We start from the raw sequence: 18,009 nt of genomic DNA, 5'->3' as shown, positions 1-18,009 counted from the left end.
TATCCCTCACTCTGCTTTTCGTTCCGCAATTATGCACACCCAACCTGAGATTAGGGCGTTTCGATCGTAAATGGTCGGCGGGGCAACCGTATCCGCGAATGAATCGTTCGCACCGTCTTCATTGTCATACATATCGTGCATATAGTGCGATTCTTTTACCCGGAAGCCCGCTTTCTCCATTGCAGCTTTTACTTCTGCTTCTTTCTGGGTAATAATGCCAGAAGCAATAAACAATCCGCCCGGCTTCAGCACAGCCGCCGCGTCGTCAACAAACCGCAGGATCACTTCCGCAAGAATATTGGCAACGACAATATCAACCGGTCCCTTTATACCGTCGAGCAAATTGTTCTGCGCTATTGTTACTTTGTCTTCCACACGATTCAGTTTCACATTCTGAATGGCAGAATGGACAGCTACTTCATCAAGATCAAGCGAGCGCACGGAAGCAGCACCAAGTTTTGCGGCCGCGATACTGAGCACACCAGTACCGCAGCCTACGTCAATCACGCTTTCCCCGCCCTGAATGAGTTCATCCAAGGCGCGAATGCACAGCACAGTTGTTGGATGTGTTCCTGTGCCAAATGCCATGCCTGGGTCCAGCTCAATCACTAATTCGTCCGCTTTCTTCGGCAAATAGTTTTCCCAGGTAGGAGTGATTGTAATCCGCTCGGATACTTCGACTGGTTTATAGTACTTCTTCCAGGCGGTGGCCCATTCCTCTTCCTGCACTTCCGCAAGCGTCACCGTGCCCGGGCCGGCATCAATGCCGTACGAAGACAGGTTGTTGACCGCTTCTTTGATTTCTTCCACCGTTTCTGCAAGATAGCTGTTGACGAGAAGATAGGCTTTTACAATGACACCTTCAGTCGGATAATCCTTCTCCGAAAGTTCGTAGATTTCGCCATACTTATCATCCCAATCACGCCCAAGAACTTCCGGATCTTCAATAACTACGCCCGTGGCACCTGCCTCGTGCAAAATATTCGCAACCGCCTCGACCGCTTCCTGCGCCGTATGAATGCTAATTTCAGACCATTTCATCGCTTTCGTCCCATCCTCCCGTTACGCTATCTTGTGTTTTAAAGTTCTCCCCGCAACACTTTTTTCATTTTGTCAAAGAAAGAAGTTTCTCCGCTGCCATGCATTTCTTCTCCGCTGATCTCAGCGAATTCGCGCAGCAATTCTTTCTGTCTTTCGCTAAGTTTGGTAGGAGTAACAATGACAACTTTCACGTGCTGATCCCCTTTGCCTGAGCGGTTCAAATAAGGAACACCGTGACCGCGCAGGCGGAATCTTGTTCCAGTCTGGGTACCGGCCGGAATTTTCAGCTTCACTTTGCCGTCAAGCGTCGGAACCTCAATCTCATCACCAAGCGCCGCTTGGGCAAATGTAATCGGAACCTGACAGTAAATATCGTTTCCATCGCGTTCAAAGAACTCATGGGGTTTTACCTGGAAGACAACATACAAATCTCCCGGGGGGCCACCGTTTATTCCTAACTCACCTTCGCCGGCGATGCGCATTCTTGCGCCATCGTCCACGCCGGCCGGGATTTTGATATGAATTTTGCGACGTACCTTTTCACGTCCGCTCCCGTGACATTTGCTGCATTTTACCTTGATAAACTTGCCGCTTCCCTTACAGTTCGGACATACCCTGCGGTTTACGACACGGCCAAACGGTGTATTCTGTACGATCTCCTGCTGTCCGGTGCCACCGCATGTCTGGCACGTTTCGATCTTGCTGCCCGGCTCAGCCCCGGAACCGTTACATTTGGAACACGTCGCTTCTTTCGGAATTTCAATATCGACTTCTTTTCCAAACACTGCATCCTTAAAATCGATCCGCATCGTGTATTGCAGATCATCGCCCTGACGCGGCGCGTTCGGGTTGCGGCGCCCGCCGCCGAAAAACATGTCAAAAATGTCGCCAAAACCCCCAAAATCTCCGCCAAAGTCAAAGCCTCCGCCACCAAAACCGCCCTGTTGGGCGCCGGCATGGCCGAAGCGATCATAGTTAGCGCGCTTCTGCGGGTCGCTTAGCACATCGTACGCTTCTTTTACCTCTTTAAATTTCTCTGCCGCATCCGGCTCTTTGTTAACGTCCGGGTGGTACTTGCGAGCCAGCTTGCGGTACGCTTTTTTGATCTCGTCTTCCGAAGCGGACTTGGAGATGCCTAACACCTCATAATAATCGCGTTTCATTGCTCTTCACTCCCGCACTACTTTACTCATAAAGTCCATCATATCAGGTTGCGAAAAAAAGTCAAAGTCAAGGTGCCCCTGACTTTGACTTTTCGATCACTTGATTATTTTTTTTCATCCTCGTCAACGATTGTATAGTCGGCATCCACTACATTATCGTCCTTTTTCTGTGCAGTGTCTTCCGCGCCCTGAGCTGCCTGCGCCTGTTGCGCCGCTTGCTGATACAGTTTTACGGACAGTTGCTGTACCACTTCTTGCAGTTCATTTTTCGCGGTGCGGATCGCTTCAATATCGGAACCTTCAAGCGCAGTTTTCAGCTTGTCTTTTGCCGCGTTCGCTTTGTCGATTTCAGCTTGATCTACCTTGTCTCCAAGCTCTTTTAATGTTTTCTCGGTCGCAAAAATCATTTGATCCGCTTCATTGCGCAGTTCAACCTGCTCTTTGCGCTTCTTGTCGGATTCGGCGTTCTCTTCCGCCTCTCGTACCATGCGCTCAATTTCTTCTTCACTCAGACCAGAGGAAGACGTAATCGTGATTTTTTGTTGTTTGCCCGTGCCTAGGTCTTTCGCCGACACATTGACGATACCGTTCGCGTCGATGTCAAACGTAACCTCGATTTGCGGCACGCCGCGCGGAGCCGGCGGAATATCCGTGAGCTGGAAGCGACCCAATGTTTTGTTGTCAGCCGCCATCGGACGCTCACCCTGTAACACATGAATATCTACAGCTGTCTGGTTGTCAGCCGCAGTGGAGAATACTTGCGACTTGCTTGTCGGGATCGTCGTATTGCGCTCGATTAGTTTCGTCATTACGCCACCCAACGTTTCGATACCAAGGGACAACGGCGTTACGTCCAGCAGAACGACGTCTTTTACATCGCCTGTCAGTACACCTGCTTGAACGGCCGCACCAAGCGCTACGACTTCATCCGGATTTACGCCTTTGTGCGGTTCTTTACCGATGAATTTTTTAATCGCTTCCTGAACGGCCGGAATGCGCGTAGAACCGCCAACCAGGATTACTTTATCAATGTCGGACGGGTTCAAGCCCGCATCAGACAATGCCTGACGGGTCGGTTTCATTGTACGTTCCACAAGGTGAGCGCTCAGTTCTTCAAATTTCGCGCGCGTTAAGTTTACTTCCAGATGCTTCGGACCGGTTGCGTCCGCCGTAATGAACGGAAGCGAAATCGTAGTTGTTAATACGCCGGAAAGATCCTTCTTCGCTTTTTCAGCGGCATCTTTCAGACGCTGCATCGCCATGCGGTCATTGGACAAGTCAATGCCATGTTCTTTCTTAAATTCACTCACAAGGTAATCGATGATCACTTGGTCGAAGTCGTCACCGCCGAGCTGATTGTCCCCGCTCGTCGCTTTTACTTCAAAGAAACCGTCGCCCAACTCAAGGATAGAAACATCGAACGTACCACCGCCAAGGTCATATACGAGAATGGTTTGGTCTTCTTCCTTCTCAAGACCGTAGGCGAGAGCAGCCGCAGTTGGCTCGTTGACAATACGCAGAACTTCTAGACCCGCAATTTTACCAGCGTCTTTTGTCGCCTGGCGCTGACTGTCGTTAAAGTAGGCCGGAACGGTAATAACGGCCTGTGTTACCGGTTCGCCAAGATAGCTTTCCGCGTCCGCTTTCAGCTTTTGTAGAATCATCGCGGAAATTTCTTGCGGCGTGTACTCTTTCCCCTCAAGATTTACCTTATAATTTGTGCCCATGTGGCGCTTGATGGAAATAACGGTGTTGTCCGGGTTCGTAATCGCTTGACGCTTCGCAGCTTCACCCACGATGCGCTCGCCGTTTTTGAACGCTACCACGGAAGGAGTGGTGCGGTTTCCTTCCGGGTTCGGAATAACAACCGGCTCGCCACCTTCCATTACCGCTACGCAAGAGTTTGTCGTACCTAAATCAATCCCGATTACTTTAGCCATGAAAGTCCTACCAACCTTTCCTAGTATATTTGCATTCATACAATCAATGAAAACAAAAAATTAACAACCTACCTTGCATATATCTTACTAAGTCACATAAAAGGCTTCACAAAGTGCGCTTAAGAACTCACCTTAACCATGGATGGACGAATCACACGATCTTTCAACTTGTAGCCTTTCTGAAACTCTTCGATGATAATGCCAGATTCATACTCATCACTTTCTTCCTGCATGACCGCTTGGTGCATATTCGGGTCGAACGGTTCGCCGACGCCCGGCACTGTCGTCACGCCCTCCTGTTCTAAGACCTGCTGAAGCTGGCGAAACACCATTTCAATGCCCTCAGCAAGAGCGCTCGCGTCTTTCGCATCTTTGCTCGCCGCAATCGCACGCTCAAAGTTATCTACCACAGGCAAAAGGGCTTCAATAACGCGCTGGGACTGATATTTCATCATTTGCTCTTTTTCCCGATTGACGCGTATGCGGAAGTTCTGTAAATCCGCCTGAGCACGTAAATATTTGTTATATAGCTCATCTTTTTCCGCTTGAAGCTGTTGGATTTGCGCCTGTAGCTCCTGTTCGCGCGGCACTTCAACGGCTTCCGCTTGCTCTACAGCCGCTTCTTCTACGTTTGCGGCTTCTTCAGACTGAGAGAATTCTGTCAGCTCGGCCCCTTGCTCTTCCTGTTTTACCGTCTCTTCCATAAACTCATCTGGATTTTTGTTTTCTTCAGTCACAGCACTTCCCCCTATTCATTTGATGGTATAGCTGGAGACTTTTTTCTGATTACAGTATGTATGCGCAGAATCGCGCGGCTAACCTCCCCTGCAGTTTTTAGCGCATGCAGCTTAACCAGCGCAGGATCGACCACCCCGGATTCCAGCATATCCGCACAATGCCCAGTATCGAAATCAAGCCCGATGCTCGACGAATCTGCCTTAGCCTGTGCCGCTTTTACCTGCTCAATTTTCTCCAGCGGATTAAAGCCAGCATTGCGAATCATCTGGGCAAACGGTTTGCGAAGGGCAGCGGCCACCGCTTCCACTCCGAACCCTTCCATTCCTTGAACGGACGTGCGCCATTCCTCAAGATGGCGCGACAAAAATAACTCCAGGCTGCCGCCACCGGGAAGATATCCTCCCCTGAGCGCCGCCTGTACGGCGGCCGCCGCATCTTTGGCAATCCGTTCCCTTTCGCCGACAACTTCACCTGTGGAAGCGCCGATGACCATAGTTGCCGTCGGGATGCCCCGGCCCCCTATAACACGCACCTGACCAAGCGTTTCATCATATTCCAAATGTTCCGCGTAACCAAGTGAGTGCGATAGCTCCTCTACACTTTTATTAAGGGCGATACGCTTTAGTGAACGCGCTCCTGTATAACGGGCGACGCGCTCTCGCTCTGAACGAAAAACGCGGTGCAGGACAACAATACCGTGATCGAGGCAAAATTCTTCCGCCATGCTGTCACAGCTACGATCAAGCACTACCGCGTTTACCCCCAGTTCAAGAAGTTTTTTCAGGTTACGCCGGTACTCTTCTTTTAACTGTAAATACCGCTGAAAGCCAATCTCAGTGCCGAGCGCTTCATCGTCCATTTCTTCCGGTGCGAGCGCGTCGTTCAGCACGAACAAACAAACATTGTCCAACCGTTTCGGCATCTCGCGCGACAACGGGCGCTGATGAATAATAACACCATTCAGCACTTCGTTTTCCGCGCCTTCCCCCGCCGTGACCAATTCGCTGAACGCAAAGTCCGGCTCCAGCATCTTATCGCGTCCGATTAACTTAGCCCCTTCAATAACAAGCCGAGCAATGTCTTCCTGTTCCCTTCCCGCGATATACGCAATATGAAACAGGCGCTCATCCTCAAAAGCTTCAATGGGCAGTGCTGCTTCTTTCAGCTTCGCCACCGCTTCGTTAATCCCCAATTCAATGCCGGCAATAACTTTGGCAACCGGAACCCCCCGTTGAACCTGAGCTGCACCTTCCGTCACCAGTGCCGCAGCAAGCAGGGTAGCGGTTGTCGTCCCATCGCCCACCTCCCTTTGCTGGGAGCGGGCAAGCCCAATCATCAGACGTGCGGCCGGATGTCTGACTTCCATCTCTTCAAGAATAGTGACACCGTCATTCGTAATAATGACGCCGCCTTCTTCATCAACAAGCATCGTATCCAAGCCTTTAGGGCCGATCGTCCCTTCGACGGCGCTCGCAATCGCCTGTACTGCATTCATATTATGAAGCAAGGTGGATAATCGTTCATCTCCTGAGCCATCCCGCTCAGTCGGATGTGAAGCCATAAGCATCCCCTTTTATTCGCAAATTTTTCCGGGACGCACCTTACGCCCCGGATTTGTAAAAGCGTTCAAACGCGTTTGTTAAATTATCGGCCAGTTCGTTCAAAATGGCCATGACCCGGCCATATTCCATGCGGGTCGGGCCGAGAATGCCGACAGTGCCTACCGGCTGGCCATCAAGATGATATGTGGCCGTAATAATGCTGCACCCGCTAACAGCCTGTTCTTTGTTCTCAGAGCCGATGCGCACCTGCAAGCCCCTTTCCTGAGAGTCAAACAAGCGTACTACCATTTCATTCTGCTCAAAAAGTGTCAAAATATCCCTTACTTTATCTACATCGCGAAACTCAGGCTGCATCATGATATTCGTCGTGCCTTTCAACACGATATGATCATCGGGCTCATGTTTCAGCGCCTCTTCAAGAAGCGATATAAAATATTCACACTGTTGGATATAGCGCCCCAATTCCTTGGCGACTTCCGTATGAAGTCTGTTCCGTAGCTCCGCCATCGGCACACCCATAAGCTTTGCGTTCAGCAAATTGACGACACGTTCCACTTCTCCGATTTCTATTTCTTTTGGAAGTGAGATCGTTTTGTTTTCCACTTTTCCGGTATCCGTTACCAGGATGACCACCGCAGAATGCGAAGACAGCGGAATCATTTGAATCGTCTTAAGCCGGGATGATTTTATCTCATGTCCAAGCACGATAGACGTATAGTTCGTAAGACCGGAGAGAATGGACGCCGCCTGGTTCATCACCTGCTCGAACTCATAAAACTTCTCCGCGAACACACGGCGAATGTGCTGGGCGTCTTCTGCTCGCATAAACGGCATATGAACAAGCTGATCCACATAGAAACGGTATCCTTTATTGGAAGGGATACGCCCGGCTGACGTATGTGGCTGCTCCAAATATCCCATCTCTTCCAAATCTGCCATTTCATTGCGAATCGTAGCAGAACTGTATCCAATATCTTCCCGTTTCGAAATCGTGCGTGAACCAACCGGTTCCGCGGAACGTATATAGTTATCGATAATTGCTCGCAAAATTAACTGCTGCCGTTCCGTGAGCATATCGTTTCCTCCCTTGTTAGCACTCAGATAGTTCGAGTGCTAAAAAGCTTACTTCAAACATACCAAAGGATATCAAACTTTGTCAACCAGCCCCAGGAATCTGGCAAACACCTCGTTTCCAAGCGGAATGCCGCGCTTTGTCAGCCGCAGCATCTCACCGTTCCATTCCACCAGTCCAAGTTCGATCAATTCTTTAATTACAGAGCCAAACTGTTCCTCCAGCGTCGTACCGTACCGTTTTTGAAACTCGGACGCCGATACTCCCCGCATCATACGCAACCCCATAATCATATGATCTTCCATCGCTTCCGTCCGGCTTACCGCAAATTGCTCTACGCGCGGCAATCCTTTTTCACCTGCAAGCTGTATATACTGTTTCAACGGTCCGGCGTTGACATGCCGTTCACCGTTTATGTAGCCGTGCGCTCCAGCTCCTATGCCATAATAATATTCATTGTGCCAGTATGTCATATTATGGCGACTCTCCCAGCCTGGACGAGCAAAATTGCTGATTTCATACTGAAGCAAGCCGTGCCTCGCCATCTCTTCCATGAGCAATTCATACATTGCTACTTCCTCTTCCTCGGTCGGAAGCGGCAATTGATCTTTTTCATACAGCGTATAAAAAAGCGTGTTCTCTTCCACCTTTAAGCTATAAGAGGAGAAATGGGGCAGATCAAGGGCAAATGCTTGATCCAGCGTATCTCGAAACTGTTCCACAGTCTGATCAGGCAGACCGAAAATCAGGTCAATGGAAAGGTTTTGAAACCCGGCTGCTTTTGCATTTGCAATACTCCGCAACACCTGTTCACTATCATGAATCCTGCCAATACGCTTGAGCAATTCGTCATCAAACGATTGAACACCAAAGCTAATGCGGTTTACACCGCCATGCCTCATGACGATTAGCTTTTCCATATCCGTCGTTCCAGGGTTCGCTTCCATCGTGAATTCAAGATCAGCGCTCCGCTTTGGGAAATAACGCGCCACTATTTCAAGAAAATATTCCATCTGCTTCGTGTCAAGAAACGTAGGAGTTCCCCCGCCGACAAAAATCGTTTTGATTTCGCCCGGCGGAAACTGACGCACAGTTTCTTTCATCTCTTTTTCAAGCGCATATAAATACTCCCAAATTAATTGCGGGTTCTTAGTTACATACGAATTAAAATCACAATAGTAGCACTTATTTGTACAAAACGGAATATGAATATAAACGGCCTTCGTTTGCATTCTGCCGCACTACCTTTCTATCATAATTAACTATAGCAAAGGAGCGGGGAGCAAAAAGGCTCTTTTCCTTTTTACCCTCCGCTCCTTGTATATGGCCTGTTTCTGATTAATTACCGTCCATCTTAAGCACCGCCATGAACGCTTCCTGCGGTACTTCCACGCTTCCGATGGCTTTCATGCGCTTCTTGCCCTCTTTTTGCTTTTCCAGCAGTTTGCGTTTTCGGGAAACGTCCCCGCCGTAACATTTTGCAAGCACATTTTTGCGCATCGCCTTGATCGTTTCGCGCGCAATAATTTTGTGCCCGATAGCCGCCTGAACCGGTACCTCGAACATCTGACGCGGAATCAGCTCTTTCAGCTTCTCGCACAACACGCGGCCACGCTGGTACGCACTGTCGCGGTGCACGATAACAGACAGGGCGTCCACCACTTCACCGTTAAGCAGGATGTCCATTTTGACAAGCTTTGACTTCTTATAGCCAGACAATTCATAGTCAAATGAAGCGTATCCTTTTGTGCTGGACTTTAGCTGATCAAAAAACTCAAATACAATTTCAGCGAGCGGCATCTCATACACGAGTTGCACGCGCGTCTCATCAATATATTGCATATCAACGAATTCGCCGCGTTTGCGCTGGCACAAATCCATGATGGCACCCACATAATCTTTCGGCACCATAACCGTTGCTTTTACATACGGCTCTTCAATGAAATCGATTTTCTGCTGCTCCGGCATATGGGACGGATTTTCAATCGCAATCTTCTGTCCATCCGTTTTCGTCACATGATAAACAACGCTGGGCGCGGTCGTAATAATCGGGATATCGAACTCGCGCTCGATTCTCTCCTGAATGATTTCCATATGCAGCATGCCAAGAAAACCGCAGCGGAAGCCGAATCCGAGCGCCTGTGACGTTTCCGGCTCAAACTGCAACGATGCATCGTTTAGTTGCAGTTTTTCGAGCGCTTCGCGCAAGTCATTATAATCGGCACTATCCACAGGATATATGCCGCTGAACACCATTGGGTTTACTTTACGGTAACCCGGCAGCGGCTCATCCGCCGGGGTGTCCGCCAGCGTAATCGTATCCCCGACACGCGTGTCGCGTACGCTCTTGATACTCGCCGCAATAAACCCTACATCGCCTACGGTCAGTTCGTCAACCTGTTTCGGGAACGGCGCATGCGTGCCGACTTCCGTCACTTCGAACACTTTGCCAGTCGCCATCATTTTGATTTTGGAACCTTTTTTCACCGTACCATCCACAACCCGCACGAAAGCGATAACCCCGCGGTACGGATCGTACACCGAGTCGAAAATGAGCGCTTTTAAAGGGGCGTCCGGATCGCCGCTCGGCGCAGGCACTTTCGCCACGATTTGTTCCAAAATTTCTTCGATTCCAATGCCTGCTTTTGCCGACGCGAGCACCGCTTCACTCGCATCAAGACCAATGACATCTTCAATCTCCTGCTTCACCCGATCCGGTTCCGCGCTGGGCAAATCAATCTTGTTAATAACCGGAAGGATTTCTAGATCATTGTCAAGTGCAAGGTACACGTTCGCCAGCGTCTGCGCCTCAATGCCCTGGGCGGCGTCCACGACGAGCAGCGCGCCTTCGCAGGCTGCCAGACTACGTGATACTTCGTACGTGAAATCGACGTGCCCCGGCGTATCAATCAGGTGAAGAATATATTCTTCTCCATTTTTCGCTTTATATTTCAATTGTACGGCATTCAGTTTAATCGTAATGCCGCGCTCCTTTTCCAATTCCATTTGATCCAGGAACTGATCTTCTCGCTCCCGCTCGCTTAGCGCCCCGGTAAATTCAAGAATACGGTCAGCCAAGGTTGATTTACCGTGGTCAATGTGGGCGATAATGGAAAAATTCCGGATTTTTTGCTGTCTTTGTCTGCGATCCATACGATACCTCCCACGAGGAAAAAATGCACTAAGTACTATTATATCAGGTGCTGAATAGAACAGCAATTCAAATCTCAAGCTTGGTCAGCGCTTTCGGAAAAGCAGTAAGCGTTTGGGCACCATCCGCCGCCACATACACATCGTCTTCAATTCGCACGCCGCCCACACCTGGGACATATATACCGGGTTCAATAGTAAAGACCATGCCTTGTTCTATCAATTCTTCATTTGTTCCATGTACAGACGGGTATTCATGCACTTCCATGCCGAGCCCATGACCGACCCGATGCGTAAAATACGGCCCGTAACCGGCCGCATTGATTATATTACGAGCGGCTTTATCGACTTCAGCCAGAGGCCGTCCGACCCGTACCGCACGAAGCGCCGCTTCTTCGGCACGCAGAACCGTATCATATATCTTCTCCATTTCCGCACTCGGCTCCCCTATAACAAATGTGCGGGTAATATCGGAACAGTATCCGTCTTTCAATACGCCAAGGTCAAACAGCAAAAATCCGCCTTCCTGCACGATCGTCTTTCCCGGAACACCATGCGGTAACGCTGAATTCGCCCCTGCCAACACCATCGTGTCAAATGCAGGCGCATCCGCGCCTTTCTGTTTCATAATGTATTCCAGTTCAGCAACAAGCTCAAGTTCCGTTATGCCTGCTTTGACGCGTGTTAATCCCTCCGCAAGCACATCTTCAACAAGCTGTACTGCTGCGCGGATGCGCTCAACTTCTTCCTGCGTTTTTTTGTTCCGCATCTTTGCAATGATATGGCCCGCATCAAGCATCTGCAAACCAGGAGACACAGCCATCAAACGTTCAGCTTGACTCAGCCTCATATATTTCTTTTCAACCGCCATCCGCCGAACGGCTCCCTTCATATTTTGTTTTACCAAAGCGAATGGCTCATCCGTATCCCGTACGCCGATAATTTCTCCCTCGATTGCACCTGTTGCGCTCAATGCGTTTTCGGCTTTTTCAAGTTCAAGTAAAGGCACGAATAATACTGCTTTATCTTCCTGCAACAAAAGAGCCATAAAACGTTCGTGTGGATCACAAACAAAGCCGGTTAGATACGCTACGGACAAAGGCGATGTAAGCAATGCCGCATCCGCGCCCCGACCTTCCAACTCCTTACGCAATCTATCGATTCTTGTTCCGTACACGTCCATTGGCCTTCCCCCTGCCTTAAGTAAAGTTCCTCCTCCATGCAATCTTATCATATTCCGTACGCTTCCTCTTCCTCCCTTCCAATCCAGGTAAGAAAAACTTGCTGTTTTATACGCACTACAATGTAAAAAAGCAACCGCTCCAGCGATTGCTTCCTTTACAGCTTATCCATAATCCACTCCATCATATTGCGCGTTATTGCAACCACCCAATTACGCATTTTGTTTCCCAACTGGCTTACCCAGTTCTCGCCTGTCGCTTTGACATCTGAAAACGATTGCTCGGAAATTATCTGCTTCCCCAAAACTTCAACTTCAAAACGCCCGTCCTCCACTTTTTTAACATAAAATCCTTTCAACGGTTGGTCAGAGGCGCCTTCAATACGCTGGATACCTTTCTCCGCCAGATTGATGCCGCATAGAACCCCTGCGAACAAAACACCGACAAGCAAAAAGAATTTGGCGGCCAGCTTCACCGTGCTCCCTCCTGTCAGGACTGTTTCGGCTTCTTTTTCGCATTGACTTTCTCCGCTTCCCAATATATTTCAGCAATCGCATCCCCTAACGCGTCAGCCGTGCGGTAACATTCCTCTAAGGTATTGTCCACACCACCTACTTCGATCAGGATAGCATTGGGAGAAACGGACTGGTTATATTCACCATTCCCACCTTTTTTGCCAAATATACCTTTAGAGAGACCAGGATATTTCTTTTCGACCGCATTGTGTATCTTAAGGGCGAATTGCTGATTTTTCTCCCAGTTTTTGTTACGCATACCGATGACAAAATGAAGTTGTGCATACGTTTTTCCATTAATTTTTACCGTTGTTGAATCACGGCGCAGCGAATCCCTGTGAATGTCGATAAAATAATTCAAGCTTCTGTTTTCGGTCATCACCTCCTTGACCGTTTTTAACGATTCCGCATAAGAAAGCGCGTACGAAGCATGACGATCAATCAAACGACCTGTAAAATCCGTCTTCCCTACAGAAGAGCCGATCCCGTTTTTTTCAAGCGACTGTGCCAAGCGCTTGCTTATGAGGGTAACATTCACTTTTGAATCCATCGCCAAATTCGGATCGTTTTGCTTGCGCGCTTTCGGCACCGCGTGTACCCATGATTCCCTGTTATGCGTGTTATAAATGAAAAAAACTTTTTGGCCGTTGGTAGACAGCGGCTCCCCATTTGGCGGTGCTTCTTTTTCCGAAGTCGCTTCTCTCACCTCACCCGGTGCATCCTTCAGCGCTTCTGGCGGCGGCGAAGATTCAAACGGCAACTCGCTCAATGCTAATTCCTTTCCCGAGACCAGTACTTCCGTATCATATAAGCTAAAGCCCGGCAACTCGTTTCCGAGAAAGCTGCGCGGATCTTTCAAATTAATACTTGTTACAAGCCGAAATGCAAGGGAAGATACATCAATATTTTCTCCATGTTTCGCCATCGTCTTGAAATAAGGAATTTCGTAGCCCATCGTATGAAGAAGCACACTGTTCGACATCGCTACCGTCATTTTTCCGATATGTTGCGAAGAAAGCCGTCTATCCGCCTGCGAGACGAACAAAATACCCATGAATATAAAAATAACCGCCGTTCCCAGCGAAAGGATAACAAAACTTCTCTGCATGCCTGCCCCGTACAAATTCACGACAAAACCGCGATATCTTCTGTACATGCCATACTCTCCTTTCCCGCTGTTCAAAGGTTGTCCATTGTCTTCATCGATTTCTCTACTAAATCTATGAATCGTGAGTCTTTTATAGAACAAAGAAAGACATAAAAAATAAAGAAGTGAGAAAAAGGATATTTCTCCCAGTTTCTCACTTCTTTGTCTATGGTCTATCCATTTTCGTATTTCGCCATTCCTGCTACGCGCCATGAAATAGGGTTGATGTATCAAGTCAATACACCTTAATGCGTGTATGCCGACACATTGTCCATATCAATGGAACCGTGCAAAGCAGCATTAAGCCCGTTCGCAACAACGTTAGCGATATCTTCTACATAATCATCTATTTCTTTCGGGGTCACGATTAAATTGTGGCCGAGCGGGGCGAGTACTTCATGAATAAGCTGCCGCTTTTCATTTTCTTCCAGTCCGCCGATCATGCCAAGAATGGCTTGTTTCTCCTCCGCGTCCGGCATGTCCTCTTCTGTGTATCGCTTCACTTTGCCAGGAAACTGAAAGCCGCGCGGCAGCAGACGGCTGGACGGTTTCGGGTTTTTCGCTTCTTTCAGCTGACGCCCCAGATGACCCAAAATATACGAAATCGTATCATGAACGATGGTCACAGCGTCAACGACCGTAGGTACACCAACAGCGATAACTGGAATGCCGAGCGTTTCTTTGGTTAGCGGTTTTCGCTTATTACCAACGCCTGAGCCCGGGCTGATACCTGTATCTGAAATCTGAATCGTGGTGTTTACTCTTTCAAGTGCGCGTGACGCAAGCGCATCAATTACAATCACAAAATCAGGCTTTGTCTTTTCTACGACCCCATATACAATCTCGCTCGTTTCAATACCGGTAATCCCCAGAACGCCAGGCGAAATGGCGCTGACCGGCCGATACCCTTCTTCCACCTGTTCCGGCATCAATTCAAACAAATGACGAGTGACAAGAACATTTTCTACCACAAGCGGCCCGACTGCGTCCGGCGTCACGTTCCAGTTGCCAAGTCCTACGATCAAAGCACTGTCGTTCTCCTTAATCCCCGTCTCGCTCAGAAACGTATGAAACTCTTGCGCAAACCGTGTTGCCACTCTATCCTGAAGTTCGGAGTCTTGGCTTCGTAAACCGGGAACTTCAAGGGTAACGTACCGGCCCGGCATCTTTCCGATACGCTTCGCGCCTTCCATCGTTTCTACTACCATTTTCGAAACGGTAATTCCGCCTTCTTCTTCGCTGTGGAATCGGATGCCATTCAACTCACCTGCTTGTTCTTGTTCCGCCATCTCCCGTGCTTCCAACGCCAGGTCAGTTCGTACACTATATATGCTTAAATCAAGATGTTTATCCATGCATATCACCTCGTTTCCATGCTTTCCCGTTCCCTTCTCCTTTATACTAAAGTTCTATCGAAAACCTGTACAAGACAAATGCGCCCGAGCGGCCCAGATGTTTTGCGAAGCCGTCCAAGGCGATACAAAGCAGGCATTTTTGCTACGTAAGCGGCAAAAGGAAAACAAAAACTTTCTTGCAAACGTTTGGCGTACATGATACAATTTCATTTGTTGACTTTATAATGACGTATCGGATGCACCAAGGAGGTGAATCTAATGCCAAACATTAAATCTGCAATTAAGCGTACAAAACAGATTGAAAAGCGCCGTGCACACCGTGCCGCTCAAAAATCCGCTCTTCGCACCGCGATCAAAGGCGTGGAGGTTGCTATAGCAGCAGGCGATGTGGAAGCAGCTAAAACCGCGTTGCAAATCGCAAGCAAACGTTTGGATAAGGCTGTAACTAAAGGTCTCATCCATAAAAACGCGGCTGCCCGCAAGAAATCTCGTCTGGCGAAGAAGGTTAACGGTTTGTCCGCATAACCATATATGCATATATGAATGCATTCATATCAAGAAAAAGCGACCTGTATATAAGGTCGCTTTTTCTGTTGCTGCGCTCAGGAAGCATGCATGATATCTTTCAATCCAAGAATAAAAAGCTCCAGCGCAAGCACTTTATCAATTTGCCCGGTTTTAATCCGGATATCTTCTTCAGCCAGTCTGTGCAAAATTTTTCTAAGCGCTTGTTCACTGAATGCCCGCGCCTGCTCAACGGCAAGTTTGGCGACATACGGATGAATCCCAAGCATAGCGGCCATTTGTTGTGGAGAATAGCCGCGCGACTTAAGCGTCTTTATCTGCAACAAAATCCTGAACTGCCGCGCCAGCAAAGCCAGGATTTTCAATGGTTCCCCTTCTCCTTTCGTTTCGCTGCTTCCAACATTTATCCGCTGCAAATCATAATATATTTGAACGGCATCCTCAATTTCGAGGCGTGCAACTTTATCAATTAAACGGAAAATATCATGTTCTAATTCCCGAGTCGCCAGCATTTCAACCGTCTGCTTGGTGATTTCTTCACCTTCGCCGACATACATTGCCATTTTCTCGACCTCTTTATCCAGTTGGCGCAATTGCGTGCCGCTCATCGCGATCAAAAGCTCCGCCGCAGCCACTTCCATGTGGACATGATACCGCTTGGCCTGCCGCACAACCCAATCCGCCAGTTCTGCTTCTTTTAACGGCGCACATTCAAGAACGATGCCGTTATGCTTCAATGCTTTTACCGCTTTTTTTCGCTCATCTAGCTTATCCTGTGCTACTTCAAGAATCAGAACAGAATGTTCAGGCGGATGATTCGCGTATTGTACAAGCGCCTCCAAATCATGTTCTGGCGCACCGGACGGCAACTTCACCCCGGTTAAAAACAGCGCGTGCGAAGCCCGCACAACCCTTTTTTCACCCATAAAAGGAAACGTTTCCGCATCTTGGAGCGCAACCTGCACCGGAATTTCTCGCAAGTCGTACACGCTATAATTAAAATCGCGGCTCGCATCATCCAGCATCCGTTCTTCAATCAGCCTCACCAGCTCGTCCATCATATATTGCTCGCTTCCGTACAATACATACACTGGCGCCACCTTTCCTTGCTTAATTTCCCGTATCACCTGCCGAATCTGCATCTCTTGTCACCCCACTCTCCTCTCATCTATCGTATTATATCAGGTTGAATGCGGACAAATAAAAAAACCATGGCAAAACCACGTGCCATGGCCTATAGAAGGCTATGCGTATATGTAAACGCTCGAGAACCAAGCGGGCCCTTTTCCTGACCCCCGAGCGATAAGCACTGTCGCTTTTACTACATCATACGCAATAAACAAAAAAGCGTGCTTATTTATTAAAAATTGGATGTTCAATATTTTTTTCGAGGTCAATTAACCATTCCTGCGGTTCAGGTACCGGCGCGTCTTCCGTACCTGGACGAGAAATATACTCAAGTTTATACAAAATTTGCTTGTCGTTAATCCAATAATAGGAGACGTTATACACATCAGGCCATGTATGCGTCACAAACTCAATATGCCCTGTTCCATCACGCACAAGCAACCGATTGCCGTTCTTGCTCACAAAAAACTCTCGGCTAGGAGACGGTTTTCCGGGCGGCTTATATGCATTGTTTGCTCCCGTTCCTTCTTTTTCTTGCGCCTGTCCCTCTGCGATAGCAACCTTTTTCTCACCCATAAGCATCGGCGGATGTTCAGTCGTAGCATCTTTCTTTAGCGAGGAAGCCTCACTAGATTTAGCAGCAAACGTTTTATTATCTTCCTGAGGCTCCGTCGCTTTGGCTATGGCGACTTCTTGTCTGGGTTCCGCATCCTCTCTTGGTTCATCTGCCTTAGCAACCTCCGCTTGCGCTTCAGAGTTCGGCTGAGCTAACGACACTTGCGGTGTGGAATCGCGTTTCGGTCCAGCCTGTGGCGTCGCCTCATGTGCCTTTGTTTGCTTGGCAGAAGAAAGACTATCGGATAAATTCCCGGAATTTTGGCGCTTCTCCGCTAAAGAATGTCCCGGGGCTGAAGATTCTCCAAAAGCGGCTGTATTTACTTCTGCTTTATCAGAAGCGGGAGAGCGCAAAGCAATTTTTTGCCCTCCTTGCTGGATATCTTTCTCCTGCTGTGGTTCCGTTCTTTCTTCTTTTGCTTTCATAGCAGTTGATATTCCCGGATTTTCCTTCGTCAAACTCTGCACATTGGTCTCCAAAAGCGATTGTTTCATCGTCGTCTGATCAAGCGTAAAAATGATAGCCGAAATCAGCAAGCCTGCTGCCGTCGCCGTGCCGATATAGCGGTACCAAATCGCCCTTTTCTTCTTTTTCGGCAAAACCTCCACGGAAGCAACTTGCTCACGGTCGGAAGGAGAGAGCTGGCGCGTTCGGTCGATTTCATCAAGCTGTGGCAAAATAGATTGGACAATGCTAAACGGTGGCTCTACTATCGGTAATTGTTCAAGATAGGTAGATAGAGAGTGTAAACGCTCGTACAACAAAGCACATGCTGGACAAGACGTATAGTGCCGCAATAATTCTTCTTTCTCGGCATCATCAAGCTCGCCATCCAAATCGCGCTGCATCCACTCATAAGCTTCTTCGCAACTCACT

The 18,009-nt window shown here is 48.6% G+C and carries 15 protein-coding genes; 1 reads left to right on the top strand and 14 read right to left on the bottom strand.

Annotated features, from left to right (window positions below):
- Positions 1-6: 6 nt before the first annotated feature.
- The 12 genes from prmA to gpr all read right to left on the bottom strand — a co-directional run bounded on the left by prmA (position 7) and on the right by gpr (position 14,864).
- Positions 7-1,041, bottom strand: a complete 1,035-nt coding sequence (gene prmA, locus ACH33_RS05315; protein ID WP_082705906.1) for a 50S ribosomal protein L11 methyltransferase — start codon at positions 1,039-1,041, stop codon at positions 7-9.
- 38 nt (positions 1,042-1,079) lie between these two features.
- A complete protein-coding gene (dnaJ, locus tag ACH33_RS05310; RefSeq protein WP_057898069.1) occupies positions 1,080-2,204 on the bottom strand; it encodes a molecular chaperone DnaJ in 1,125 nt (374 codons plus the stop codon).
- Between the two features lie 104 nt (positions 2,205-2,308).
- A complete protein-coding gene (gene dnaK, locus ACH33_RS05305; RefSeq protein WP_057898068.1) occupies positions 2,309-4,144 on the bottom strand; it encodes a molecular chaperone DnaK in 1,836 nt (611 codons plus the stop codon).
- A gap of 119 nt (positions 4,145-4,263) precedes the next feature.
- Positions 4,264-4,881: a nucleotide exchange factor GrpE gene (grpE, locus tag ACH33_RS05300; protein ID WP_057898067.1), complete on the bottom strand. Its 618-nt coding sequence runs from the start codon at positions 4,879-4,881 to the stop codon at positions 4,264-4,266.
- Between the two features lie 11 nt (positions 4,882-4,892).
- Positions 4,893-6,443: a TCP-1/cpn60 chaperonin family protein gene (locus tag ACH33_RS05295; RefSeq protein WP_057898066.1), complete on the bottom strand. Its 1,551-nt coding sequence runs from the start codon at positions 6,441-6,443 to the stop codon at positions 4,893-4,895.
- 40 nt (positions 6,444-6,483) lie between these two features.
- Positions 6,484-7,518: a heat-inducible transcriptional repressor HrcA gene (gene hrcA, locus ACH33_RS05290; protein ID WP_057898065.1), complete on the bottom strand. Its 1,035-nt coding sequence runs from the start codon at positions 7,516-7,518 to the stop codon at positions 6,484-6,486.
- Between the two features lie 72 nt (positions 7,519-7,590).
- Positions 7,591-8,748, bottom strand: a complete 1,158-nt coding sequence (gene hemW / locus ACH33_RS05285; protein ID WP_057898064.1) for a radical SAM family heme chaperone HemW — start codon at positions 8,746-8,748, stop codon at positions 7,591-7,593.
- 106 nt (positions 8,749-8,854) lie between these two features.
- Entirely contained in the window at positions 8,855-10,669 is a 1,815-nt protein-coding gene (lepA, locus tag ACH33_RS05280) for a translation elongation factor 4 (protein WP_057898063.1), read from the bottom strand.
- 67 nt (positions 10,670-10,736) lie between these two features.
- The gene (locus ACH33_RS05275) at positions 10,737-11,849 is read right to left on the bottom strand and encodes a M24 family metallopeptidase (RefSeq protein WP_057898062.1); all 1,113 of its coding nucleotides are present in this window, start codon (positions 11,847-11,849) and stop codon (positions 10,737-10,739) included.
- 155 nt (positions 11,850-12,004) lie between these two features.
- Positions 12,005-12,322, bottom strand: a complete 318-nt coding sequence (locus tag ACH33_RS05270) for a DUF3679 domain-containing protein (RefSeq protein ID WP_057898061.1) — start codon at positions 12,320-12,322, stop codon at positions 12,005-12,007.
- A 14-nt stretch (positions 12,323-12,336) separates the two neighbouring features.
- A complete protein-coding gene (gene spoIIP, locus ACH33_RS05265) occupies positions 12,337-13,518 on the bottom strand; it encodes a stage II sporulation protein P (RefSeq protein ID WP_057898060.1) in 1,182 nt (393 codons plus the stop codon).
- Positions 13,519-13,754: 236 nt separating this feature from the next.
- The gene (gpr, locus tag ACH33_RS05260; protein WP_057898059.1) at positions 13,755-14,864 is read right to left on the bottom strand and encodes a GPR endopeptidase; all 1,110 of its coding nucleotides are present in this window, start codon (positions 14,862-14,864) and stop codon (positions 13,755-13,757) included.
- A gap of 258 nt (positions 14,865-15,122) precedes the next feature.
- Here gpr and rpsT point away from each other — a divergent pair, with 258 nt between their 5' ends.
- Positions 15,123-15,389: a 30S ribosomal protein S20 gene (rpsT, locus tag ACH33_RS05250; RefSeq protein ID WP_057898057.1), complete on the top strand. Its 267-nt coding sequence runs from the start codon at positions 15,123-15,125 to the stop codon at positions 15,387-15,389.
- A gap of 77 nt (positions 15,390-15,466) precedes the next feature.
- Here the strand turns inward: rpsT and holA are convergent, their stop codons facing one another.
- Together holA and ACH33_RS05240 are read right to left on the bottom strand one after the other, a co-directional pair.
- Positions 15,467-16,531: a DNA polymerase III subunit delta gene (holA, locus tag ACH33_RS05245; protein ID WP_057898056.1), complete on the bottom strand. Its 1,065-nt coding sequence runs from the start codon at positions 16,529-16,531 to the stop codon at positions 15,467-15,469.
- Positions 16,532-16,742: 211 nt separating this feature from the next.
- Complete coding sequence (locus ACH33_RS05240) at positions 16,743-18,008, bottom strand: anti-sigma factor (protein ID WP_057898055.1); 1,266 nt, start codon at positions 18,006-18,008, stop codon at positions 16,743-16,745.
- Position 18,009 lies beyond the last annotated feature (1 nt).

The organism is Aneurinibacillus sp. XH2, from assembly GCF_001439585.2.
Taxonomy (GTDB): domain Bacteria; phylum Bacillota; class Bacilli; order Aneurinibacillales; family Aneurinibacillaceae; genus Aneurinibacillus; species Aneurinibacillus thermoaerophilus.
Note: the sequence above shows the minus strand (reverse complement) of the source record. Positions and strands in the feature narration are given on the sequence as shown.